The sequence below is a fragment of the Streptomyces sp. NPDC020845 genome, assembly GCF_044334165.1.
Taxonomy (GTDB): domain Bacteria; phylum Actinomycetota; class Actinomycetes; order Streptomycetales; family Streptomycetaceae; genus Streptomyces.
Genome location: NZ_JBIRSJ010000009.1, coordinates 316748 through 338524, shown reverse-complemented (window position 1 = coordinate 338524; position 21777 = coordinate 316748). Strand labels below are relative to the sequence as shown.

Here is a 21777-nt window from a genome sequence, read left to right as displayed (position 1 = left end):
CAAGTCAAAGGAGTTTTGACACCATCCGCGAGCAGCCTAAGAGACGAGAATCAGCGCATGACCGAAGACGTGTGGCCCATACGGTCGGGCGAGTTGAAACACCTGGGGAGTCTCAGCGGGATCGGGTTCGGCCTGAAGGGGTTCACCCGGGCAGACGAGAGCGGCCGGTGCTTCGCCACGCGCTGGTTCATGTTCATCTATCTGCCGGTTATACCGCGGCAGCGGTACTACCTGACGGAGGGGGAGGTCACCCACGAGGTCTCACGGATCACGACGCGGTATGCCCTGCACGGCCAGTCCCACCTGCGGGCGGGTGAGATCCTGCGGACGTATGCCTTCGGCTGGCTGGTCTGTCCCGTCGTCCTGGGTGTGCCGCTCCTGCCGCTCCTGGCCTACGCCAACCAGGACGCCCCATCCCTCTGGGTGATGGTCGGCGGCTTCCTCGGTTGCGTGGTGGCCAGTTCCGCCGTTCTGGCGCTGCTGCACACCACCTACCGCAAACGCTTGGCCCCCTTGCGCCACGCGCGCTGGATCGCGGAACGGCCCGGCTGAGACCTGGTGGTTCGGGACGGGCCACGCCGTGGCGTCCAGCGTGTCCCCGTCCCATGTCCACAACGGTTACGGCCACCGCACCCCGCGGCCGCCCCGCGCTCACGGCAGACGGGCAACTCGCCCGCCGTGTTCCAGGAGTCGCCGAGGACGTAGCAGAGCTCGGCGTGCAGCTGCTCGGCCTCGGCCGGGCCGAGGCGCAGCTGGCCGTCGCCCTGGTGCTCGCCGTTGCGGACGACCCACAGGGGCAGCGTCAGTCCCTCGCCCGCGTCGTTGCCGATCCGCTGGACCCGCTTGCCGGGAATGCGGTCCAGTCGCCAGCCGTGGGAGGGGTTGTAGAGCGCCATGCCATCCGGCCTTTCGTCACTCGGTGTTGCGGTTTGTATCTCCAGAGTGGCCGTGGGGATCCAGTCTCGACAGAGGGTGGATGTTGCCAAGGAGGCAAGGAACACGAGGGGGTTGTGATGCCCGCACGCAAGAACATTTCCGGACGGAGGCCATCGGCGCGGCGGATGCTGGCGGCGGAGACGCGGCTGCGGCAGGAGTCCGGCAAGTCTCTGGGCCAGTTGGCGGAGGAGACGACGTACGACCGTACGTATCTGCACAAGCTGGAGACCGGCGCGCGGATCGGGTCACCGGAGGTCATCGCCGCCTTGGACAAGGTGTACGGCACGGGAGACCGGCTGATGATGCTGTGGGAACTGGCCCGGGAGGACGCGTTCCCCGACAAGTACAAGCGGTGGGCTACACGGTCTGATCGGCACGTCGCTGACTCTCCTCTGGCAGTCCGACGGGACCGCTGTGGTCTAGACGGAGGACTCTCACTCCGGCGAACTGGTCGAGGACGCAGGCGGCGTGGAACAGCTCCGGCTGTCCTACGATCTGCTGCGGGACTCAGCCCTTTCGCGACGGGGGTCCGTGGCGTTCATCCAGCGAATGACGGAGGACGCGCGACATGCGAACCGCTCGACCGGACCTGAGCGCCGCACGGTGGCGCAAGTCCAGCTACAGCAACCCGGATGGCGGCAACTGCATCGAGGTCGCCGACGGCTTCCCCGGCCTCGTGCCCGTCCGGGACAGCAAGAACCCCGACCACCCGGCGCTCACATTCAGCGCCCCCGCGTGGACCGCGTTCGTCACTGTTCTGGGAAGGGGCGTGACACGGGGACGTCCGTCGGACAGGGTCTAGGGTCGGCCCCATGGAACATCGTCAACTCGGCCGCAGCGGCCTGATGGTCAGCGAGATCACGTACGGCAACTGGCTGACCCATGGGGAGTCGGTCGGCAGGGACGCGGCCCTGGCGTGTGTGCGGGCGGCGCTCGACTGCGGTGTCACGACCTTCGACACCGCCGACGTCTACGCCCAAGGCGCCGCGGAAGAGCTGCTCGGAGAGGCGCTTGGCGGGGTGCGGCGCTCGTCGGTGGAGATCGCCACCAAGGTCTGCCTGCCGACCGGGGACGGCCCCAACGACCGCGGCCTGTCCCGTAAGCACGTCATGGAGTCCTGCCATGCCTCGCTGCGCCGGCTGGGGACGGACTACGTCGACCTCTACCAGGCACATCGGTTCGACGAGCGGACACCGCTGGAGGAGACGCTTGTCGCCTTCGACGATCTGGTGCGGCAGGGCAAGGTGCTCTACATCGGGGTGTCGGAGTGGACGGCGCCCCAGATCGAGGCCGCGCTGCGGATGGCCGGGGAGCTCGGGCTGCGCAGCCGGATCGTGTCGAACCAGCCGCAGTACAGCATGCTGTGGCGGGTCATCGAGCCCGAAGTCCTTCCGCTGTGCCTGCGGGAAGGCATCGGCCAACTGGCCTTCCAGCCGCTGGCGCAGGGCGTGCTCACCGGTAAGTACCGCCCCGGCCAGGCTCCCCCGGAAGGCTCCCGGGCCACCGCGTCGGGCCGGGCCCCGAGGTTCGTCAGCCGGGTGCTCGGCAGCGGTCTGCTGGAGCGGGTGGCGCGGCTGCGTCCGGTCGCCGAGGACGCCGGGTTGTCCATGGCCCAGCTCGCGATCGCCTGGGTGCTGCGCCAGCCGGGGATCTCGGCCACCGTCATCGGTGCCTCACGGCCCGAGCAGGTGACCGAGAACGCCACGGCGGCCGGTGTGCGGCTGGAGGACGAGGTGCTGGAGCGCGTCGACAAGGCGCTCGGCGAGATGGTCGATCGCGACCCGTCGAAGACCGCGCGCATGATGGCGGTCGAACCCGACTGGCGCGCCGAGCTCGACGAGTCCGCCGCCAAATGAGACAGGCCGACTGAGACAGGCCGGATGCGGCCCCGGGGAACAATGGAACAGCGGTTGGCGCCAAGGGCTGAACTTGCCGCTTAGCACAGCGTCCAACGGCTCTGCCGAGGTTCGGCGAAGCTCGGCAGAGCTGGTCGACGCGGGGCTACGGTCCGGCCGTGCCGGTGGAATTTCTGACTGCCGAGCAGGCCGAGGCGTACGGGAAGTTCGCCGAGGAGCCGACGAGGCCCGAGCTGGAGAGGTTCTGCTACCTCGATGACGTCGACCGTGCGCTGATCGGCAAGCGGCGTGGGGATCAGAACCGGCTCGGGTTCGCGCTCCAGATGTGCACGGTGCGCTACGTCGGGCTGTTCCTGGAGGATCCACTCGCGGTTCCATGGCCGGTCATCGAGCACCTCGGCCAGGAGTTGGGCATCGAGGACGTCTCGTGCATCAAGCAGTACACGGAGCGGTTGAAGACGGCGTACGAGCACGCGTGGGAGATCCGCGACGCCTACGGCTACCACCAGTACGAAGACCCTGAGTGGGGCCGGTCGTTCCGTACGTTCCCGCACGGCAGGGCGTGGACGAACGCCGAGGGGCCGGTGGCGCTGCATGACGTCCTCAACGAGGACGTGGCCCGGGTCTCCCCGCTGAAGCACGCCAACCTCAACTGCCTGGGCCGATACAGCTTCGCCGCCCGCCACGCGAGGGCCTGCGCCCACTGCGTGACCCGGCGACCGCCCACCTCGACGAGGACGACGAGGGCACCGGCGAATGACGCGACGTCAGGGCGCGTACCGGGGCGTGATCAGTGAGCATCGCAGCTTCCGGGGCGGATGCCCGTCTGAGGTACGGGGCCCGGCGATCTGCGGCTGCGCCGTGTGGACCTCCGGCTGCGTGCCCGCCGGCCTCATGATGCTCGGCGGCAAGTCCCGCAAGCCGCAGAAGCAGGGCTGATCCTTTCGGTCTTCCCTTTGAGGGCATCCGCCGTGACCGAGGTCGCGGTGGGTGCCTGGACGCGTTCTTCAGGGCGTGGGTGCGGTGAGATACCGCTGGACCGTGGGTCCGAGCCAGTCCACGATCTCCTCGCGGCCGAGCGCCACGCTCGCCGGGAACCGCAGCACGTAGCGCGTCAGCGCGAGCCCCAGCACGGTCGAGACGCACAGTGCAGCCCGCGCCTGCGCCTGCTCCGGCTCGTGGCCCAGTCGGCGGGCCAGCGGGATCATCTGCTCGCGCAGCACGCTCTGCATGCGATCGGCGGCGGCCGGGTCGGTGGCGCCGACCCGCATCAGCGCGGTGAGCTCCCCGTTCTCCTCCCACAGGGTGAGGAAGTGGCGCACCAGCGTACGGCCGATCTCCTCGCGCGGTTCGAGGGACAGGCCCGGCAACCCGGGATCGATCGCGACGGCCGCCGCGAACAGGCCCGCCTTGTTGCCGTAGTAGCGCATCACCATCGACGGGTCGATCTTCGCGTCGCGCGCGATGGCCCGGATGGTCGCCTTCTCGTAGCCGTCCGCCACGAACCGCTCGCGGGCCGCGGCGAGGATCGCGGCGCGGGTGGCGTCGGAACGCCGTGCGGCCTGCTGGTTCTCCGTGGTGCCGGTCATGCCAACAACGTAGACCAACAGGTGTTGACAGTCCAGAGCTGCGGCTCTACGTTTGCCAACAACGTTGGCCAACGGCGTTGACCAACAAGCGTTGGCAAGATCGCAGTCACTGGAGGCCTTGGCGTCACCAGCGATGCCCTTGAGTGACCGTCAGATCCCCTCGTGCCACAGATAGCGAGCGTCGTGAGCGTCGCCGGACCCAGTACGGCGGTGGCCGGCCTCAGTGCCGCGGGGCAACCGACAGCGAGAGGAAGTACCGAAAATGGCCAAGCTGCAGAGTCTCGACCCGAATACGCCGATGGTCGCGCAGTTCAAGGAGAAGACCGGACCCATCGTCCTGGCCAACACCTTCGTCGTCCCGAAGGAGAGGACTGAAGCGTTCCTGTCCCTCTTTCGGAGGCAGGCGGAGTTCATGAAGGCTCAGCCGGGATTCATCTCCCTGCAGATGCACAAGGGAACGGCGGACAGCCAGCTTCTGATGAACGTCGCGGTCTGGGAGTCGACCGAGGCGCTCGCCACGGCGTTCGGCAGCCCGGAGTTCCAGCGCATGGCGGCCGAGTTCCCCGACGACATCGTGTCGTACCCGCACATCTTCGAGCAGATCGACGTATGACACGGCAGCTGCAGCCAGAGAGGGCAGCCGGAGACGCCCTGCCCTCCCCCCGGCAGTCACGCATCCATGCACCATGCCGAGTCGCCACGGCCGAGCCCGAAGCCGGCCGCGCCTTGCGCCCCACCACGCGTAGCCCCGTCCCTGGAGAGGAGTCACCATGCCCGTGGAACTGAATCACACCATCGTCCCCGCCCGTGACCCGCAAGCCTCGGCGCAGTTCCTGGCCGACATCCTCGGCCTGAGTGTCGATCCGCCGGTGGCACACTTCACGCCGGTCACGCTGGCCAACCAGGTCAGCCTGGACTACGACCAGCTGGACGACTTCGAGCCACACCACTACGCGTTCATGGTCAGCGAGCAGGAGTTCGACGCCGCCCTCGCCCGCATCCAGCACGGCGGAATCACCCACTACGGCGATCCCGCATGCCAAGAGATCGGGCAGATCTATCGCAGTAAGCACACCATGGGCCGCAGGGGCGCCTACTTCCGCGACCCCGACGGACATCTCATGGAAATCCTCACCCCGGGCGGCGCCGGGCCGTGAGGCCGATGGCGGCCCAGCGGATCACGGCTTCACTGGTGGTGGCGGGATCGCGGCAAAACCGGCATCGGCGAAGACGAACCGGCAGGCCGGCGCGGTCAGAGACCGAGTAAGGCGATCTTGCCCCCACCCGCGCCGGTCCGCGTCATCTGGCACGTCATCGACCGCCCCCGCTATGCCCGCCGCATCCGCCGCTGAACCCCCGCCCCACCCCAGGCTGAACGTCAAAGGAGAAGAACCATGTCGCTGAAGAACGTCAACACCGTCCTGGCCACCGTCTGCGCCCTGTTCGTCCTCTACCTCGGGTTGTCCTTCATCCTGGCCCCGGAGGCGTCCACTCAAGGCGTTGGCCTGCCGACCTGGCCCGCCGGCAACGGCGACGGCTTCCTCATCATGAAGGGCACCCGCGAATTCTCGATGGGCCTGGTCATCGGCATCCTCCTGCTGACGGGCCACCGCCGCGCCCTGGGCTGGGTCCTGCTGATGGAGGCCGTCGCCCCGTTCGGCGACATGATCAACGTCTTGGCCCACCACGGCCCCCTCGCCGCCGCGTTCGGCATCCACGGCCTGACCTCGGCGCTGATCGCGATCACCGGCCTGCTGACCCTCCGGGAGACCAGTAAGGCTCACCAGGCCACCGCCCCGGCGCCCGCCGCACAGCCCGCCTGACAACTGCATGCCCCCAAGGGGTGGCCCGGCCACATGGCCGGGCCACCCCTTATCCGTCAGCGACCGCCGAGAAGGGTCAGGCAAACGGTCTTCTTCCAGCCGGCGGCGGCATGACAGCTGAGACGGCCTGCTGCGCCGCAGCGGCCACGGCCACCTGAACTGGCTGGTATTCGGCACGGGTGCCGCGGTCACCACCATGCCGCTCATCACCCGCGCCACCACGGAAACGAGACCCGAGCCGGTTGAGTCGAACAGATCCGGCCCGACCTGATCATCCCCACCGGCAAGCGCAAGGGCCAGGCCCCCAGCGTCGCCAGCATCTACCGCGCGCTCGCCGAGCACGAGAAGAAGGAGGCGTACCCCGAGGCCGTCGAGGCGGCGCACGCCGACTTCGCCGACCTCCAGGACGTCGACGGCATCCCGCGCCCCCGCCGAGTACGCATCCGGCGCCCGGACGATCCGCTCACTCTGGAGGAAGCCGACCTCCGACAGCGCCTCCAAGACCAGGTCCTCCAGCCCACCGAGGCCGAGTAACCAGCAAGATCAATCGCTTAGCGCCAACCGCTGTTCCGTTGTTCCCCGGCGCCGGGATGGGACACGGCGAAGCCGCCCCCGGCCGGCCCGCCGCCGGTGCGCCTAGTCGGCGGCCGGCGGCACCTTCGGGACCGGGAGCAGGGGGAGCTTCAGGGCGCCGAAGGCGTCCTCGGGGACGGCAGGGGCTGTGGGCGCGACCGGGGACAGGCGCTCGTACGGGGCGCCCTGGGGTGGGCGTGGGTCGGGGGTGCCCTTGTTGGGCCAGAGGGACATGGCGCGCTCCGCCTGGGCCGTGATGGTCAGGGACGGGTTGACGCCCAGGTTCGCGGTGACCGCCGCGCCGTCCACGACGTGGATGCCCGGGTGCCCGTACAGCCGGTGGTACGGGTCGATCACGCCGTGGTCGGGGTCCGTGCCGATGGGGCAGCCGCCGAGGAAGTGGGCGGTGAGCGGAGTGCCCATCAGTTCGCCGACGTTGCTGCCCGGGAAGCCGTTGATGGACTCGGCGAGGTGGCGGGCGGCTTCGGCCCCCTCGGGGATGTGGTCCGGGTTGGGTTCACCGTGCCCCTGCCGGGCGGTGAGCAGACCCTTTCCGAGGCCCTTCGGCTTGCGGTAGGTGGTGAGCGAGTTGTCGTGGGTCTGCATGACCAGGCCGATGATGGTGCGCTCCGACCAGCGGCGGTTGGACATCGAGCGCATCGCGAGCGTCGGATGCCGGAGGTTGGCCCCCAGGAACCGCAGCCAGCGCGGCAGTCGGCCGCCGTCGGGGATCTGCAGGACGGACAGCAGCCCCATCGCGTTGGAGCCCTTGCCGTAGCGGACGGGTTCGATGTGGGTGGTGTCGTCGGGGTGGATGGAGGAGGTGATCGCCACGCCACGGGTGAAGTCGGCCCGCTCCCGCGCCGGGTGGACCTTGCGGTAGCGGCGGTCCGAGGTCTGCGCGCCGACCAGGGCCTCGGAGTTGGTGCGGGTGAGCATGCCGAGCCGGTCGGAGATCCGGGGCAGCAGGCCCTTGTCCCGCATGGTGTGCAGCAGCGTCTGGGTGCCGTACGTCCCGGCGGCCAGTACGACCTGGCGGGCGCGCAGCGCGCGCGGCGGGCCCTTGCGGCGGCGGTCGGTGGGGACGGTGGTGACCCGGTAGCCGCCGCGCCGGTCCTCGCTGATGGCCACGACGGTGGTCATGGGGTGGACGACGGCGCCGGCCCGCTCGGCGAGGTGGAGGTAGTTCTCGTTGAGGGTGTTCTTCGCGCCGTGGCGGCAGCCGGTCATGCACTCGCCGCATTCGGTGCAGGCCCGGCGGGAGGGGCCGGCGCCGCCGAAGTACGGGTCGGGGACGCGCTCCCCCGGCGCCGCCGTGGTCGTGCCGTCCGCGTCGTCGCCGTCCCCGAAGAAGACCCCCACCGGCGCCATATGGAAGCTCTCGCCCACCCCCATCCGCTCGGCGGCGGCTTTCAGATGCTCGTCGGAGGGGGTCATGGTCTTGTTCAGGCGCGCCCCGAGCATCCGCCGCGCCTGGTCGTAGTACGGGGCGAGCTCCGCCCGCCAGTCGGTGATGGCGCCCCACTGCGGGTCCCGGAAGAAGGGCTCGGGCGGTACGTAGAGGGTGTTGGCGTAGTTGAGCGAGCCGCCCCCGACCCCGGCGCCCGCCAGCACCATGACCTTGCCCAGGACGTGGATGCGCTGGATGCCGTAGCAGCCGAGGGCGGGGGCCCACAGATAGTCGCGGAGGTGCCAGGAGTTCTTGGGCAGGGTCTCGGGGGTGAAGCGGCGGCCCGCCTCCAGGACCCCGACGCGGTACCCCTTCTCGGTCAGGCGCAGGGCCGTCACCGAGCCGCCGAAGCCCGAGCCGACGACGATCACGTCGTAGTCGTACGCATCGTCGTACGCATCGTCGTACGCGTCCTCGCGCACGTCGTCGGACGCATCGTCGTACGCGTCCTCGCGCACGTCGTCGGACGCGTCCTCGCGCACGTCGTCGTACGGGTCGTTGTCCACAGCGTCGTACGCATCGTTCACAGCAGTACCTCCCGCTCCCTCCGCCGCGCGCCGCTCAGCGCAGGCGCAGCGCCTTCATCGCGCGCAGGCTGCGGGTCATGAACGCCGCGTACTTCTCGTCCGTCATCCCGAAGGCGGGCCCGAGCGGCAGCAGCCGCTGGTGCGCGACCGTCTGCGCCTCGGTGAACTTGAGGATCCCCTCCGAGCCGTGACGGCGCCCGAGGCCGGAGTCGCCCATCCCGCCCAGCGGCGCCCGGACGCTGCCGTATGCCGCGCCGTAGCCCTCGTTGACGTTGACCGTGCCGGCCTGCAGCCGGGCGGCGACCGCTCGGCCGCGCCGCCCGTCCTTCGTCCAGACGCTGGCGTTGAGGCCGTACGGGGTGGCGTTGGCGCGCTCGACCGCCTCGTCCTCGTCGGTGAAGCGGTAGATGGAGACGACCGGGCCAAACGTTTCCTCCGCGCACACCGCCATCGGCGGTTCGACGCCGTCGAGGATGGTCGGCTCGTAGAAGTACGGGCCGATGTCGGGGCGGGCGCGGCCGCCGGTGAGCACCTTCGCGCCCTTCTCCCTGGCCTCGTCGACATGGCGTACGACGGTCGCCAGCTGGCGCTCGCCCGCCATCGAGCCCATCTCGGCCCCGTACGCGAGGGCCGTGCCCAGGCGCATCGCCTTCGTCCGGGCGACGAACCGCTCCAGGAAGGCGTCGGCGATCGACGTATGGACGTAAAGGCGCTCGATGGACTCGCACAGCTGCCCGGCGGAGGAGAAGCAGGCGCGCACCGAGCCCTCGGCGGCCTTGTCGAGGTCGGCGTCCCGCAGCACCAGCATGGCGTTCTTGCCGCCCAGTTCCAGGGAGCAGCCGACCAGCCGGGCCGCCGCGCGCTGGGCGACCTCGCGGCCGGTGCGGGTGGAACCGGTGAAGGAGACGTAGTCGGCGTGCTGGACGACGGCGGGGCCGACGACCGGACCCTCGCCGAGCACGATCTGCCATACGCCCTCGGGCAGCCCGGCCTCGATCAGCAGCTCACGGGCCCACAGGGCGGTCAGCGCAGTCTCGGTGTCCGGCTTCATCACCAGGGCGTTGCCCGCGGCGAAGGCGGGGAGCGAGTCGCCGACGGAGAGGGAGAGGGGGTAGTTCCAGGGGGATATCAGGCCTATGACGCCCTTGGCCTGGCGCAGCTCGGTGACCTTGGTGAGGACGGGAACGGCGCCGGTGTGGCGGCGGGCGCCCAGGTAGCCGGGGGCTTTGCGCCCGTAGTGGCGGGCGGTGAGGCAGACCTCCTGCACCTCCTCGTGGGCGTGCAGCCGGGTCTTGCCCGTCTCCACCTGGATCAGGTCGAGCACCTCGGACTGACGGCGGACGAGCAGGTCGTGGAAGCGCAGCAGCACGGCGGCGCGCCGACGCACGGGGGTACGGGCCCAGGCCAGCTGCGCCTTGCGCGCCCGCTCGTACGCCTCGGCGACGTCCTCGGGGGTGGACTCGGGCAGTTCGGCCAGGACCTCCCCGGTGAAGGGGGTGTGGCTGGTGGTGCTGCCACTGCCCACCACGCCGCGCGCGAGCCGGGCGATCAGCTCGGGGGTTACGACATGGGCGGCGGTACGGGCGCCGGCGGGGGCGACCGGGTTGCCGTCGGCGGGGGCAGCTGCGGCCGCCTGTCCGGCGTCGGGTGCGACGTCCTGTGGGGCGTTCTGCGTGGGCTGTGCGCTGTCCTGCGAGTCCGTCATGGGGGCGAGGGTAGGCCCGCCCCGGCCGGTTTGACTACCCGACGGTAACTCTATTTCGCGGCTGTCTTGAGGTCCTGGATCTCCAGGTGCTTCACGACTTCCTGGTAGAGCTTGTCCCCAGTCTTACGGGCCTCCCCCTTGGCGGGCATGGTCACGCTCAGCCTCCACTCCGTCTTGTCGGAGTTGACATAGATGTGGGTGCGCTCGAGATAGGGGATGTAGTCGTCGCGGTTGCTGGAGTAGGGGCGGTAGGTGGTGTTCACGTCCTCCGCCGGCTGGCCCTGCTGGGAGGATTTCTCCGGCTTGCTGTGGGCGTCCGCGTAGTCGTACTGGGTATCGCTCTCGCGCTTCGCGATCGTCTTCTCGACCGCGTCCTTGAGCCCGGTGACGTCGTCCTCGCCGTCCTTGACCGCCCGGAGGAAATAGATGGTGAAGACCCCACTGGGGTCCTTGAAGGTGACGGACTGGTTGTCCTCGTCGCTGTCGTCCAGCACCCGCTTGTAGTCCTCGGGTACGGCCAGCGACGCGTCGACCACCTCGCGCTCGTCCCGGACCGTCCACCCGGACGGGAGGCCGCTGCCCTCGCTCGCGAACGGCTTCAGCAGCACCAGCGCCAGCGCGGCGGCCACCAGCAGCACCACACCGCCCAGGCCCAGCTGCGCCTTGCGGTTCTTGTGCAGGATGGGCGGTACGAAGCGGCTGCCCCCGCGCTGCGCCTCCCCGGCGCCTTCCCCGGCGCCTTCCCCGGCGCCGGCCCCGATCCCGGCCCCGATCCCGGCCCCGGCCCCGGCCCCGGCCCCGACCTGGCCGTACAGGCGGGTCGCCAGCACCGTCGGCGCCGGCTGCGGAGGCCGCACCACCTCCTCGAGCGCCTGCCGCGCCTCGGCCGCCGACGGCCGCGCCGCCGCGTCCTTGCGCAGCAACTGCATGATCAGCGTGCCGAGCGCGCCCGAGCCGCGGGCGGGCGTCTGCGGCTCGGCGGAGAGGATGGCCTGAAGGGTCGCGGGGGCGTGCGAGCGGCGGAACGGGGACATGCCCTCGACCGCCGCGTACAGCACGACGCCCAGCGACCAGAGGTCCGATTCGGGCCCGGGCCGCTGGCCCAGCACCCGCTCGGGCGCGATGAACTCGGGGGAGCCGACGAACGCGCCGGTCTCCGTCAGCCCCTGCTCGCCCTCGACCTGCGCGATGCCGAAGTCGGTCAGCACCACCCGGTCGTTCCGGCCGAGCAGCACGTTGTCCGGTTTGACGTCGCGGTGCAGCACCCCGGCCTCGTGGGCGGCCGTCAGCGCGCCCAGCACGGCGACGCCGATACGGGCCGCCTCGCGCGGGTCCAGCGTGCCCTCGGCCAGCCGGTCGGCGAGCGAGTCGCCGCGCACCAGCTCCATCACCAGCCAGGGCCGGCCGTCCTCGACGGCCACGTCGTACACGGAGACGACCGAGGGGTGGTCGATCCGGGCCGCGGCGCGCGCCTCGCGCTGCATCCGCTGGTAGACCTTCTGCCGCTCAGCCTCCGGCAGGGTCTCGGGCACCCGCGGCTCCTTGACCGCGACATCGCGGTCGACGACCTGGTCGTGCGCCTTCCAGACCGTGCCCATGCCGCCGTGTCCCAGACGCGAGACGAGGCGGTAACGGCCGCCGATGACACGGCCGATGCCGGGGTCCTGGGCGGCGGGCGCGGGCGGCGACGTACGGGGGTCGGGCTGCCCAGTGGCGGGCCGCGCGGGGGTGGACGGCACGGAGGCGGGCTGCCCGGCGGGAGGCCGTTCAGAGGACGGCTCGGAAGACGGCTGCCCGGAGGCGGCCCGGCCGTCGAGCTGTGTCGGCTGGTACGGGCTGCGCGGCCGGTCCTGGGCGCCCTGCCGAGCGCCCTGCGCAGGCAGCCCCGGCGGCTCCTGAGCTGCGTCGCGGGGCGGCTCCTGGGACGGCACCGGCTCGGTTGGAGGCGGCGCCGGCGTGGCCGGAGCCTGCGGCGGCCGCAGCTCGTAGCTGGTGGGCTCGTTCGCCCGTCCCCCGTCGTTCGTCATGGCTCCATCATTACCTTCTCGGACACGCGGCCCGCCACCGGCCCCGGGACGGCTGTGACCGCTCGTGACAAAGCCGTTGCGCTGCTGTTCAGTTCTGGTCGGAGGGCCGGGAGAAAGTGTTAACAGCCGTGTCGAAATGCTGCTTTCCCTCGGATTTCTTCCCAACCGGCGCGGACACCCATACGTCGTACATCTTGCCCGCCTCGTTCCAGGTCAGGTCATAGGTCTGACGCGAGCCGCCGTCGTCGGCCGAGCCGTTCCAGATGAAGGCCCATAGGGCGGCGGGCTGCCCCTTGCGGTCCGTCTCGATGACCTGGCCGCCGCGGTAGCCCGGGTAGTCCTCCGATCCCCTGGCGTCCGCCTCCCGGCTCAGCTGCAGCGGGCCCTTGGGGTCCTGCTCCTGGATGTGGATCCCGATCCGGAACTCCATGCCGGGCGAGTTGTAGTAGACGCGCGGGGGCTTGACGTCGCGGGAGTACCCCTTGGGTACGGCGATCGTGAAACCGGCCGGGTCGTCCACCAGCTCATAGCCGTCCGGGACGGCGGCCTTCGAGGACGTCGGCGACTGCTTGCCCGACGGCGACGGCTTCTTGCCGGGGTCCGTCGGGGCGGTGGCCGTGTTCCTGTCCCCGCTTCGGCCCTCGTCCGCGGCGTCTCCGTCCTTCCGGTCGAGCGCCAGCGCCGCGACCCCGGCGCCGAGGCCGGCCAGCGCGACCACCGCGACGGCCGCCATCAGCGCCTTACGGCGGCGGGGGCCCCGGCCGAGCGGGGCGGGCGCGACGGGGGTGGGGGGCTCCGGAGCCGCCGGGGCCGCCGCCGGGGTGGCGCCCCCGTACCCGGCACCCCCGTACCCGGCAGGCCCATACCCCGCCGCCCCACCCCCGGCAGTCCCGTACCCGGGCGCATGGCCGGGCGGGTGGCCGGTCGGCACCGGCACGGCGGGCTGCGTCGGCGTGTACTCCAGGGGGATCTCGGGGGTGTCCCCCGGCGCCAGGCACATCCGCAGCATCCGCGCCGCCGCGTCCCCGGTCAGCCGCACGTCGGGGTCGCGCTGCAACAGCCCCTCGATGACCGGGGCCAGGGCCCCGGCGGCCTCGGGCGCCCGTATCTCGTCGAACACGACCGCGTGCAGCACACCGCCCAACGAGTCACGACGGAACGGGGACTCGCCGCTGACCAGCGTGCACAGCAGCACACCCAGCGACCACAGGTCCGACTCCGGACCGGTGCGGCGCCCCGACATCCGCTCCGGCGCGGTGTATTCGGGCGAGCCCACGAACGTCCCGGTCTCGGTGATCGTCGTGCTCCCCGTCACCTGCGCGATCCCGAAGTCCGTCAGCACCACCCGCCGGGTGCCCGCCTCCACCAGCACATTGGCGGGCTTGATGTCCCGGTGCAGCACCCCGCGCGCATGCGCCACCCGCAACGCGTCCACCAGTGCGACCCCGACCCGCGCCGCCTCACGCGGCCCGACCGCCCCCTCGGCGGCCAACTGGTCGGCGAGCGAGCTGCCGTCGACCAACTCCATGACGATCCAAGGGCGTCCGTCCTCCTCCACGACATCGTGCAGGACGATCACATTCGGATGCTTGATCTGCGCCACGGTCCGGGCCTCGCGCAGCGTGCGCTCATGCTGCTGCTGGACGTCGAGGGCCGACATCCCGTCCAGCTCCTCGTCGAAGTGCAGCTCCTTGACCGCCACGTCGCGGCCCAGCAACGTGTCGACGGCCCGCCACACCGTACCCATGCCGCCGCGCCCCAGCCGTGACACCAGCTGATAGCGCCCGGCCAGCAAGCGATCACTTCCCCCGAAGCTACCCATGCCCCTCATCTTGCCGCACTCCCCCGACGCCCTCCGCCCCCGACCCCGGCGACGCCCCCCGCGCTGTGGTCAACTTCCCCCATGGAGGCAGTTCTGGCGAGTTTCATAGCCGTGCTCGGCACGGTGTTGGGTTCCGGCGTCACCTATGTCTTCCAGCGGCGGACCACCGAACGCGGCGAGCACTTCGCCCGGGCGGAGAAGCTGCGGCAGGAGCGGATCGACGCGTACTGCGCATACGCGGGGGCGCTGCTCAACTACCGCCGGGTGCTGATCCACCGGTGGTTCGTCACCCACGAGAACCGACCCGACGAGGACACCCCGGAACTGCGGGAGCACGTCTACGAGATGCGTTACGCGGCGCAGGAGGCGATGTTCCGCGCGCAGATGGTCTCGGACGACCCCGCGCTCGTGGAACTCGCCGAGCGGTTGATGAGCTACGTGACCGAGTTGCACAAGGCGGAGGACCCCGCCCAACTCGACGACATCCGCGAGCGGACCCGGCAGGGCGTCCGCGACTTCATCGCCGCCGCGACACCGCACGTCCGCTGAACCATGGGGCGGGAGTTGGCCTCGTAGCGGTACACCCCCGCTCCGCTCGCCGGGCAAGACGGCCCGTCCATCAGCGATCCGAACGTGGCTCGGCGGTGTCGCCTGAGGTCGTTTCGGCTTTGGTGTAGAGGACTTCGCGGGCCTGCTCCGCGGCGCGGATGAGGCTCTCGGAGACGAAGTCGAGGAAGCGGGCGGCGCTCTCGAGGCGGGCGGCGGCCGGGGTGCCGGAGCCGAGGATGCCGACGCCCTGCCGCGCGACCTCGACGAACCGGTCGTTGTCCCGGGCGCTGCGGATCATCGACTGGTACCAGAGGTCGTTGTCGACGATGTAGCGCTCGCGGCGGCGCTCGTCGCGTTCCCGGCGGACGAGCTCCAGGCCCTCGAGGAACGCGATCGCTTTGGAGATGGACGGCGGGCTGACCTGGAGGCGCTGGGCGAGTTCGGACGCCGTGAGGCTGCCCGCGTCGGTGGTGTAGAGGCAGGCCATCACTCGGGCCATCATCTTGGGCAGGCCGGACTGCATGAGGACGGTGGTGAGCAACTCCTCGTACTCGCGCACGGCCTCGGCGTCGCGGCCGTGCGGCTGAGGGACCGGCTCCGCCCCTCGGGAGGACGCGGGCCTGCGCCGGTGAGCGCGGCGCTCGGTGGCGCGGTGAGCCAGGTCGGCGCGGTAGGCGGTGGGGCCGCCGTTGCGCATCACCTCACGTGTGACCGTCGAGGTCGGACGTTCGAGGCGTCGGGCGATCTCGGCGTAGGGGAGGCTGTCGGCCAGCCCCAGCGCGATCTGCTGGCGTTCCTGCTGGGTGAGCCTGCCTCCTGGCATCGCGATCTCCTTGGTGATCCTTCACGGTGGTCCCTGGTCCCCCCACCGTAGCGTTCATTTCCTACCCATTGCAATGATCGAGGCAATCGTCGTTGCGTTATCTTCGAGGCCGTTGCAACAGTTTTACCGCCTCCACCTGCATAAATGCTCGACATGAGCAACGAATACGTTGCCAGCATCTGGAAAGCAACGTAGCGTTTCCGGTGTCAGAAACGAGGAACGAGCTCAGGAGAGCACGATGCAGAAGTTCGACACCCCCGCCCCGGTCTCCGCCGTCCTGGACATCCCCGCCGGACGCATCCAGTTCATCGCCGCGGACCGCGCCGACACCACCGTCGAGGTCCTGCCCGCCAACCCCGCCAAGAGCCGCGACGTCCAGACCGCCGAGCAGACCACCGTCACCTACGCCGACGGCGTCCTGCGGATCCACACCCCCGAGCCCAAGAACCAGCTCTTCGCCCACTCCGGATCCCTGGAGGTCACCGTCAAGCTGCCCGCCGGCTCCCGTATCGAGGCCAAGACCGCCAGTTCCGAGCTCCGCGGCGTCGGCCGCCTCGGCGACATCGCCTTCGAAGGCGCGTACCGCCAGATCAAGATCGACGAGGCCGCGAGCGTCCGCCTTACCGCGACCGACGGCGATGTAGAGATCGGCCGACTGAACGGCCCCGCGGAGATCAGCACCGCACGGGGCGACATCCAGATCACCGAGGCCGTGCGCGGCACGGTCGTGCTCCGCACCCAGTCCGGCGACATCACGGTCGGCGCAGCCACCGGCGTCTCGGCCGCCCTGGACGCCGACACCGCCTACGGCCGCATCAGCAACGCCCTCAAGAACGATGGCACCGCCGGACTCGACATCCGCGCCACCACCTCGCACGGCGACATCACCGCCCGAAGCCTGTAAAACCCGCAGCCCGCCAAAAGGAGCACCCCCTCATGACCGACTTGGCCATCGCGGCGAACGGGCTGCGCAAGTCCTACGGCGACAAGACCGTCCTCGACGGCGTCGACCTGGCCGTCCCGCCCGGCTCGGTGTTCGCGCTGCTCGGCCCGAACGGCGCCGGCAAGACCACCGCCGTGAAGATCCTGTCCACCCTCATCTCCCCCGACCCCGCCAGTGGCCAGATCCGCGTCGGCGGCCACGACCTCGCCGCCGACCCGCAGGCCGTGCGGGCCGCGATCGGGGTCACCGGGCAGTTCTCCGCCGTCGACGGCCTGATCACCGGCGAGGAGAACATGCTCCTCATGGCAGACCTGCACCACCTCTCCAAACGCGAAGGACGGCAGGTCACGGCCGAGTTGCTGGAGCGCTTCGACCTCACCGAGGCCGCGAAGAAGCCCGCCTCCACCTACTCCGGCGGCATGAAACGCCGCCTGGACATCGCCATGACCCTGGTCGGCGACCCGCGCATCATCTTCCTCGACGAACCCACCACCGGCCTCGACCCACGCTCCCGGCACAACATGTGGCAGATCATCCGCGAACTCGTCACCGGCGGCGTCACCGTCTTCCTCACCACCCAGTATCTGGAGGAAGCCGACGAACTCGCCGACCGCATCGCGGTACTGAACGACGGCAAGATCGCCGCCGAGGGCACCGCGGACGAACTCAAACGCCTCATCCCCGGCGGGCACATACGACTCCGCTTCACCGACCCGACCGCCTACCAGTCCGCTGCTCTCGCGCTGCGGGAGGTCACCCGGGACGACGAGGCGCTGTCGCTGCAGATCCCCAGCGACGGCAGCCAGCGCGAACTGCGCTCCGTCCTTGACCGGCTCGACACCGCCGGCATCGAAGCCGATGAACTCACCGTCCACACCCCCGACCTCGACGACGTCTTCTTCGCCCTCACCAGCACCAACCAGCCCAACCAGCCCACTCAGCCCACTCAGCCCACTCAGCCCAAGGAGACTGTCCGATGAGTTCGCTGTCCCTCGCCGTACGCGACTCCGCCACGATGCTGCGCCGCAACCTCCTGCACGCCCGGCGCTACCCGTCGCTGACCCTGAACCTGCTGCTGACGCCGATCATGCTGCTGTTGCTGTTCGTCTACATCTTCGGCGACACCATGAGCGCGGGCATCGGCGGCGCCGCCGACCGCTCCCAATACATCGCCTACCTCGTCCCCGGCCTGCTGCTGATGACCATCGGCAGCACCACCATCGGCACCGCGGTGTCCGTCTCCAACGACATGACCGAAGGCATCATCGCCCGCTTCCGCACCATGGCCATCCACCGCGGCTCCGTGCTCATCGGACACGTCATCGGCAGCGTGCTGCAGGCGATCATCAGCGTGGTTCTCGTCGGCGCCGTCGGCGTGGCCATCGGCTTCCGCTCCACGGATGCCACGGCCCTGGAGTGGCTGGCCGCGTTCGGGCTGCTCGCGCTGTTCGCCCTGGCACTCACCTGGATCGCCGTCGGCATGGGCATGGTCAGCCCCAGCGCCGAGGCCGCCAGCAACAACGCCATGCCGCTGATCTTCCTCCCGCTCATCTCCAGCACCTTCGTCCCGGTCGACGCCATGCCCGGCTGGTTCCAGCCCATCGCCGAGTACCAGCCCTTCACCCCGACCATCGAGACCATCCGCGGACTGCTCCTCGGCACCGACATCGGCAACAACTGGTGGATCAGCATCGGCTGGTGCCTGGGCCTGGCGGCGCTCGGCTACCGCTGGTCGAAGGCGGTGTTCAACCGCGACCCGAAGTAACGACATGAGCGCGGACTTCCTCCCGCAGCTCGTCCCACCCGAGGGCGGCGTACACCGACACCACGTCGGCGTACGCCGCCCCGTTGTCGCCTTGGGGGCCATACCTGCCAGGAGATGACAGGTATGGCCCCTACGGTCAGTCCCCATGAGCGACCACCTCCCCCGTATCACCCCCGCCCAGCGCCGCGCCCGCCTCGGGCGGCGGCATCTGCTGGCCCCGTCCGCCCGGGCGGCACGCGTCGAGGCCGTGGCGGACGCGGTCGTCGGGCTGCATGCGACCGATCCGGCCACCGTGTATCTGTCCGCGTGCGCGCGGCTGCGGGAGCCGGCGGCCGGGGAGGTGGAGCGGGCGCTGTACGAGGACGTCTCGCTGGTCAAGCTGTTGAGCATGCGGCGCACGATCTTCGCCGTCACGACCGAACTCGCGCCGGTCGTCGGCTCGTCCACCGCACGGGCCATCGCGGCCCGGGAGCGGGCCACACTGCTGAAGCATCTGCGGGAACGCGCCGAGGAGCACTGGGACGAGGCGCGACTGGCCGAGGTGGAGAAGGCCGTACTGGCGGCCGTGGCCGAACGGGGCGAGGCGACGACCGCCGAGGTGGCCGAGGACGTGCCCGCGCTGCGGGAGCGGATCGTGATGGCGCCCGGCAAGCCGTACGCGGCCCGGCAGACCGTCGGCAGCCGGCTGCTGCGCCTGCTCGCCTCCGACGGCCATCTGCGCCGCTGCCGCCCACGCGGCTCCTGGACCAGCAGCCTCTACCCCTGGGCCCTGGTCCCGCCGCTCCCCGACCTGCCCGTCCGCGAGGCGAAGGCCGAACTGGCCCGCCGCTGGCTGGCCGCGTACGGTCCGGCGACCGAGGCCGATCTGAAGTGGTGGACTGGGTGGACGGTGACCGACACCCGGCGGGCGCTGGCCGACATCGGCGCGCAGGGCGTGGCGCTGGCGGAGGGGCCGGGGTACGTGGTGCCAGGAGATGTGCCCGGGGACGGCGAACCGGTGGCGGACGGCGAGCCCTGGGCCGCGCTGCTGCCCGGACTCGACCCGACCGCCATGGGCTGGCAGGCCCGCGGCTGGTACCTCGACCCCGACCATGTGAAGCCGCTCTTCGACGGCAGCGGCAACATCGGCCCCACCGTGTGGTGGAACGGCCGCGTCGTCGGCGGCTGGGCCCAGCGCGCGAACGGCGAGGTGGTCTGGCGCGCGCTCACCGACATGGGCCGGGAGGCGACGGCCGCCGTGGCGGCGGAGGCGGCGCGGCTGAGCGGATGGCTGGGGGAGGTCCGGGTCACCCCCCGGTTCCGTACGCCGCTGGAGCGGGAGTTGGCCTCGTAGCCGCGTGCGCCCCGCATCAGTCCGTTGTCCCGGTCGCCAGTTCACACGCGCGCACATACTCCCGCACCAGCGGGCGGCGGTCGTCGGCGCGCCAGGCCAGGGCGAAGCGGCTGGGCGAGATGCCCCGCACCACACGGGTGACGACTCCGCCGAGGGTGATCAGCGGGGTGTTCCCGGCCGCCAGCAGGACCACTCCGAGACCCGCGACAAGTGCCTCGTACGTCTCCTCAGTGCTTGCCACCTCCGCGCCGATGCGGGCCGGCTTCCCGCCGCGGGCGTCGGTGGCGAGCCAGTAGTCCCGCAGCGGCCCGGCGCTGTCGGGCAGGGCGAGGAACGGCTCGTCCAGCAGGTCGGTGAAGTCGATGATCTCCCTGTCGGCGAGCGGGTGGGTATCGGCCATGGCGACCAGCCGGGGTTCCTCGGCGACCACCACCCACCGGTAGCGGGACGGATCGGGCAGCGGCAGCCAGACGAACGCCGCGTCGCATGTGCCGTCGGCGAGCCCGGCGGTCGAGTCCTGCCAGGGCACCTGGCGAAGTACGAGGCGGGCATCGGGGCGCGCGGCCGTGAAGCGGGAGCGGATCGCCGGCAGCACGCCCCCGCGCCCCGGGCTGGTGCTCATCCCCACGACGAGACGGCCCGCCTGGTCGGCCATGACCCGGGCGACTGCCTCCTGGGCCGCCTCCCACTCGGCGAGAATGCGCTGAGCATGCGGCAGCAGCGCCGCACCGACCGCGCTCAGCCGCACTTCGCGCCGGTCGCGCTCGAACAACGCGGCCCCCACCTGCTTCTCCAGCATCCTGATCTGCTTGCTCAGCGCGGGCTGCGAGACGTACAGCCGCTCGGCCGCGCGCGTGAAGTGCAACTCCTCGGCCACTGCGGCGAAGTACCTCAGGTCCCGTCCGTGAACGTCCATAACGATCGGCTATCACAGCAGGTCTTGGACGTGCAAACGGTGTGCCTCGCAAGGTGGTGCACACACGGACCGCCGAGAACAGCGAATCACCGGCACCGCCGACACCACCGACACCACCGACACAAGGAGAAGAACATGAACAGGGTATGGCTGGTCACCGGGGCGAGCAGCGGGTTCGGCCGGGCGATCGCCGAAGCGGCGGTGGCCGCGGGCGACATCGTGGTCGCCGCCGCCCGCCGTACCGCGCTGCTCGACGACCTGGTCGCCGCGCACCCGGACCAGGTCGAGGCCCTACCGCTGGACGTCACCGACATCGCGGGCGCCCAAGCCGCGGTCGACGGCGTGGCAGCCCGGCACGGCCGGATCGACATCCTGGTCAACAACGCCGGGCGGGGCATGGTGGGGGCGGTCGAGGAGACCACCGACGCGGAGCTGCGGGACCTGATGGACCTGCACTTCTTCGGCCCGGCCGCGCTCACCCGGGCCGCGCTGCCGCATATGCGCCGCCGGGGCTCGGGCGCCGTCGTGCAGCTGACCAGCATGGGTGGGCGGTTCGCCTTCGCCGGAGTCGGCGCCTACTGCGCCACCAAGTTCGCCCTGGAGGGGCTTTCCGAGGCTTTGGCCGCCGAGGTCGCCCCGCACGGCATCCGGGTGCTGATCGTCGAGCCCGGCGCGTTCCGTACCGACTTCGCCGGCACCGCGGCACTGCGACCCGCCACGGCTGCCCTGGGCGCCTACCAGGACACCGTGGGCCCCGTCCTTTCCGGGCTGCCGGGCGGAAGCGGCCAGGAACCCGGGGACCCGGCCAAGGCCGCGGCCGCCATCCTCACCGCTCTGGACGCCGACGAACCGCCGCTGCGTCTGCCGCTCGGCAACGACGCCGCCGACGCGATCGGCGGCCACCTCGACCGTGCCCGCACCGAACTCCGCTCCTGGGAAAAGCTCATCCGCTCCACCGACTTCGACGACTGACACCTCGAGGCACTGACGTACGGCGTGATCGAGGGGGCGACCAGGGCTACGGCCGGCCTCTCGTGGTGGTGTCGCTACGGACACTGGGGTGCGCAGGCGTGAGGTGCGGGGGATAACCCCCTCCCCCCGGTCCACCGATCAGTGGACGGCAGGTTCAACCTGACGCCT

Annotated in this window: 21 protein-coding genes and 1 pseudogene; 14 read left to right on the top strand and 8 right to left on the bottom strand. The window is 70.8% G+C overall.

All coding sequences use genetic code 11. From position 1 onward, the window contains the following. The first annotated feature begins 57 nt into the window (after positions 1-57). On the top strand, positions 58-552 hold the full coding sequence (locus tag ACH4U7_RS25140; protein WP_398530084.1) for a hypothetical protein: 495 nt from the start codon (positions 58-60) through the stop codon (positions 550-552). On the opposite strand, the gene ACH4U7_RS25135 is transcribed toward ACH4U7_RS25140, so the two are convergent. Then, a complete protein-coding gene (locus tag ACH4U7_RS25135; protein ID WP_398530083.1) occupies positions 492-896 on the bottom strand; it encodes a hypothetical protein in 405 nt (134 codons plus the stop codon). The genes ACH4U7_RS25140 and ACH4U7_RS25135 overlap by 61 nt on opposite strands. 117 nt (positions 897-1013) lie before the next feature. Here ACH4U7_RS25135 and ACH4U7_RS25130 point away from each other — a divergent pair, with 117 nt between their 5' ends. The 4 genes and pseudogenes from ACH4U7_RS25130 to ACH4U7_RS25115 form a co-directional block, all read left to right on the top strand. Beyond that, a complete protein-coding gene (locus tag ACH4U7_RS25130) occupies positions 1014-1529 on the top strand; it encodes a helix-turn-helix domain-containing protein (RefSeq protein WP_398530082.1) in 516 nt (171 codons plus the stop codon). Next, positions 1505-1738 carry a DUF397 domain-containing protein gene (locus tag ACH4U7_RS25125; protein WP_398530081.1) on the top strand — a complete coding sequence of 78 codons (234 nt, stop codon included), beginning with the start codon at positions 1505-1507 and terminating at the stop codon, positions 1736-1738. Before ACH4U7_RS25130 ends, ACH4U7_RS25125 begins: the two co-directional genes overlap by 25 nt. Before the next feature lie 10 nt (positions 1739-1748). Beyond that, positions 1749-2792, top strand: a complete 1044-nt coding sequence (locus tag ACH4U7_RS25120) for an aldo/keto reductase family protein (RefSeq protein WP_398530080.1) — start codon at positions 1749-1751, stop codon at positions 2790-2792. A gap of 158 nt (positions 2793-2950) precedes the next feature. After that, a pseudogene (locus ACH4U7_RS25115) lies at positions 2951-3391 on the top strand (DUF4158 domain-containing protein); the annotation flags it as partial. Between the two features lie 408 nt (positions 3392-3799). Here the strand turns inward: ACH4U7_RS25115 and ACH4U7_RS25110 are convergent. After that, entirely contained in the window at positions 3800-4381 is a 582-nt protein-coding gene (locus tag ACH4U7_RS25110; RefSeq protein ID WP_398530079.1) for a TetR family transcriptional regulator, read from the bottom strand. Positions 4382-4643: 262 nt separating this feature from the next. Between ACH4U7_RS25110 and ACH4U7_RS25105 the strand changes: the two genes are divergently transcribed. The 3 genes from ACH4U7_RS25105 to ACH4U7_RS25095 all read left to right on the top strand — a co-directional run bounded on the left by ACH4U7_RS25105 (position 4644) and on the right by ACH4U7_RS25095 (position 6204). Continuing rightward, the gene (locus ACH4U7_RS25105; RefSeq protein ID WP_398530078.1) at positions 4644-4994 is read left to right on the top strand and encodes an antibiotic biosynthesis monooxygenase family protein; all 351 of its coding nucleotides are present in this window, start codon (positions 4644-4646) and stop codon (positions 4992-4994) included. A gap of 157 nt (positions 4995-5151) precedes the next feature. Continuing rightward, entirely contained in the window at positions 5152-5538 is a 387-nt protein-coding gene (locus ACH4U7_RS25100) for a VOC family protein (RefSeq protein ID WP_398530077.1), read from the top strand. A gap of 237 nt (positions 5539-5775) precedes the next feature. Then, the gene (locus tag ACH4U7_RS25095; protein ID WP_398530076.1) at positions 5776-6204 is read left to right on the top strand and encodes a DUF4267 domain-containing protein; all 429 of its coding nucleotides are present in this window, start codon (positions 5776-5778) and stop codon (positions 6202-6204) included. Positions 6205-6840: 636 nt separating this feature from the next. Here the strand turns inward: ACH4U7_RS25095 and ACH4U7_RS25090 are convergent. The 4 genes from ACH4U7_RS25090 to ACH4U7_RS25075 all read right to left on the bottom strand — a co-directional run bounded on the left by ACH4U7_RS25090 (position 6841) and on the right by ACH4U7_RS25075 (position 14317). Further along, the gene (locus ACH4U7_RS25090; protein WP_398530239.1) at positions 6841-8649 is read right to left on the bottom strand and encodes a GMC oxidoreductase; all 1809 of its coding nucleotides are present in this window, start codon (positions 8647-8649) and stop codon (positions 6841-6843) included. 139 nt (positions 8650-8788) lie between these two features. After that, the gene (locus ACH4U7_RS25085; RefSeq protein ID WP_398530075.1) at positions 8789-10459 is read right to left on the bottom strand and encodes a succinic semialdehyde dehydrogenase; all 1671 of its coding nucleotides are present in this window, start codon (positions 10457-10459) and stop codon (positions 8789-8791) included. Positions 10460-10509: 50 nt separating this feature from the next. After that, positions 10510-12486, bottom strand: coding sequence for a protein kinase (locus ACH4U7_RS25080; RefSeq protein WP_398530074.1), 1977 nt, complete (start codon positions 12484-12486; stop codon positions 10510-10512). A gap of 88 nt (positions 12487-12574) precedes the next feature. Continuing rightward, a complete protein-coding gene (locus ACH4U7_RS25075; protein ID WP_398530073.1) occupies positions 12575-14317 on the bottom strand; it encodes a serine/threonine-protein kinase in 1743 nt (580 codons plus the stop codon). A 72-nt stretch (positions 14318-14389) separates the two neighbouring features. On the opposite strand from ACH4U7_RS25075, the gene ACH4U7_RS25070 reads away from it, so the two are divergent. Then, a complete protein-coding gene (locus ACH4U7_RS25070; protein ID WP_398530072.1) occupies positions 14390-14857 on the top strand; it encodes a hypothetical protein in 468 nt (155 codons plus the stop codon). A gap of 70 nt (positions 14858-14927) precedes the next feature. Here ACH4U7_RS25070 and ACH4U7_RS25065 read toward each other — a convergent pair whose 3' ends face one another. Further along, positions 14928-15680, bottom strand: coding sequence for a helix-turn-helix domain-containing protein (locus ACH4U7_RS25065; protein WP_398530071.1), 753 nt, complete (start codon positions 15678-15680; stop codon positions 14928-14930). A 238-nt stretch (positions 15681-15918) separates the two neighbouring features. Here ACH4U7_RS25065 and ACH4U7_RS25060 point away from each other — a divergent pair, with 238 nt between their 5' ends. The 4 genes from ACH4U7_RS25060 to ACH4U7_RS25045 all read left to right on the top strand — a co-directional run bounded on the left by ACH4U7_RS25060 (position 15919) and on the right by ACH4U7_RS25045 (position 19721). Then, positions 15919-16584 (top strand): DUF4097 family beta strand repeat-containing protein, encoded by a 666-nt coding sequence (locus ACH4U7_RS25060; protein ID WP_398530070.1) that lies wholly within the window; start codon positions 15919-15921, stop codon positions 16582-16584. A gap of 32 nt (positions 16585-16616) precedes the next feature. Continuing rightward, on the top strand, positions 16617-17603 hold the full coding sequence (locus ACH4U7_RS25055) for an ATP-binding cassette domain-containing protein (protein WP_398530069.1): 987 nt from the start codon (positions 16617-16619) through the stop codon (positions 17601-17603). After that, a complete protein-coding gene (locus tag ACH4U7_RS25050) occupies positions 17600-18388 on the top strand; it encodes an ABC transporter permease (RefSeq protein ID WP_398530068.1) in 789 nt (262 codons plus the stop codon). Before ACH4U7_RS25055 ends, ACH4U7_RS25050 begins: the two co-directional genes overlap by 4 nt. Positions 18389-18533: 145 nt before the next feature. Next, positions 18534-19721, top strand: coding sequence for a winged helix DNA-binding domain-containing protein (locus tag ACH4U7_RS25045; protein ID WP_398530067.1), 1188 nt, complete (start codon positions 18534-18536; stop codon positions 19719-19721). A gap of 16 nt (positions 19722-19737) precedes the next feature. Here the strand turns inward: ACH4U7_RS25045 and ACH4U7_RS25040 are convergent, their stop codons facing one another. Continuing rightward, positions 19738-20637, bottom strand: a complete 900-nt coding sequence (locus tag ACH4U7_RS25040) for a LysR family transcriptional regulator (protein WP_398530066.1) — start codon at positions 20635-20637, stop codon at positions 19738-19740. A gap of 135 nt (positions 20638-20772) precedes the next feature. On the opposite strand from ACH4U7_RS25040, the gene ACH4U7_RS25035 reads away from it, so the two are divergent. Further along, positions 20773-21609: an oxidoreductase gene (locus tag ACH4U7_RS25035; protein WP_398530065.1), complete on the top strand. Its 837-nt coding sequence runs from the start codon at positions 20773-20775 to the stop codon at positions 21607-21609. Positions 21610-21777: the final 168 nt, after the last annotated feature.

Excerpts from the sequence above, each read along its gene's own strand:
- ACH4U7_RS25040 (WP_398530066.1), bottom strand. The coding sequence starts at position 20,637 with ATGGACGTTCACGGACGGGACCTGAGGTACTTCGCCGCAGTGGCCGAG.
- ACH4U7_RS25100 (WP_398530077.1), top strand. The coding sequence starts at position 5,152 with ATGCCCGTGGAACTGAATCACACCATCGTCCCCGCCCGTGACCCGCAA.
- ACH4U7_RS25085 (WP_398530075.1), bottom strand. The coding sequence starts at position 10,459 with ATGACGGACTCGCAGGACAGCGCACAGCCCACGCAGAACGCCCCACAG.
- ACH4U7_RS25035 (WP_398530065.1), top strand. The coding sequence starts at position 20,773 with ATGAACAGGGTATGGCTGGTCACCGGGGCGAGCAGCGGGTTCGGCCGG.
- ACH4U7_RS25130 (WP_398530082.1), top strand. The coding sequence starts at position 1,014 with ATGCCCGCACGCAAGAACATTTCCGGACGGAGGCCATCGGCGCGGCGG.
- ACH4U7_RS25050 (WP_398530068.1), top strand. The coding sequence starts at position 17,600 with ATGAGTTCGCTGTCCCTCGCCGTACGCGACTCCGCCACGATGCTGCGC.
- ACH4U7_RS25125 (WP_398530081.1), top strand. The coding sequence starts at position 1,505 with ATGCGAACCGCTCGACCGGACCTGAGCGCCGCACGGTGGCGCAAGTCC.
- ACH4U7_RS25120 (WP_398530080.1), top strand. The coding sequence starts at position 1,749 with ATGGAACATCGTCAACTCGGCCGCAGCGGCCTGATGGTCAGCGAGATC.
- ACH4U7_RS25140 (WP_398530084.1), top strand. The coding sequence starts at position 58 with ATGACCGAAGACGTGTGGCCCATACGGTCGGGCGAGTTGAAACACCTG.
- ACH4U7_RS25095 (WP_398530076.1), top strand. The coding sequence starts at position 5,776 with ATGTCGCTGAAGAACGTCAACACCGTCCTGGCCACCGTCTGCGCCCTG.
- ACH4U7_RS25060 (WP_398530070.1), top strand. The coding sequence starts at position 15,919 with ATGCAGAAGTTCGACACCCCCGCCCCGGTCTCCGCCGTCCTGGACATC.
- ACH4U7_RS25070 (WP_398530072.1), top strand. The coding sequence starts at position 14,390 with ATGGAGGCAGTTCTGGCGAGTTTCATAGCCGTGCTCGGCACGGTGTTG.
- ACH4U7_RS25080 (WP_398530074.1), bottom strand. The coding sequence starts at position 12,486 with ATGACGAACGACGGGGGACGGGCGAACGAGCCCACCAGCTACGAGCTG.
- ACH4U7_RS25065 (WP_398530071.1), bottom strand. The coding sequence starts at position 15,680 with ATGCCAGGAGGCAGGCTCACCCAGCAGGAACGCCAGCAGATCGCGCTG.
- ACH4U7_RS25110 (WP_398530079.1), bottom strand. The coding sequence starts at position 4,381 with ATGACCGGCACCACGGAGAACCAGCAGGCCGCACGGCGTTCCGACGCC.
- ACH4U7_RS25105 (WP_398530078.1), top strand. The coding sequence starts at position 4,644 with ATGGCCAAGCTGCAGAGTCTCGACCCGAATACGCCGATGGTCGCGCAG.
- ACH4U7_RS25055 (WP_398530069.1), top strand. The coding sequence starts at position 16,617 with ATGACCGACTTGGCCATCGCGGCGAACGGGCTGCGCAAGTCCTACGGC.
- ACH4U7_RS25045 (WP_398530067.1), top strand. The coding sequence starts at position 18,534 with ATGAGCGACCACCTCCCCCGTATCACCCCCGCCCAGCGCCGCGCCCGC.
- ACH4U7_RS25075 (WP_398530073.1), bottom strand. The coding sequence starts at position 14,317 with ATGAGGGGCATGGGTAGCTTCGGGGGAAGTGATCGCTTGCTGGCCGGG.
- ACH4U7_RS25135 (WP_398530083.1), bottom strand. The coding sequence starts at position 896 with ATGGCGCTCTACAACCCCTCCCACGGCTGGCGACTGGACCGCATTCCC.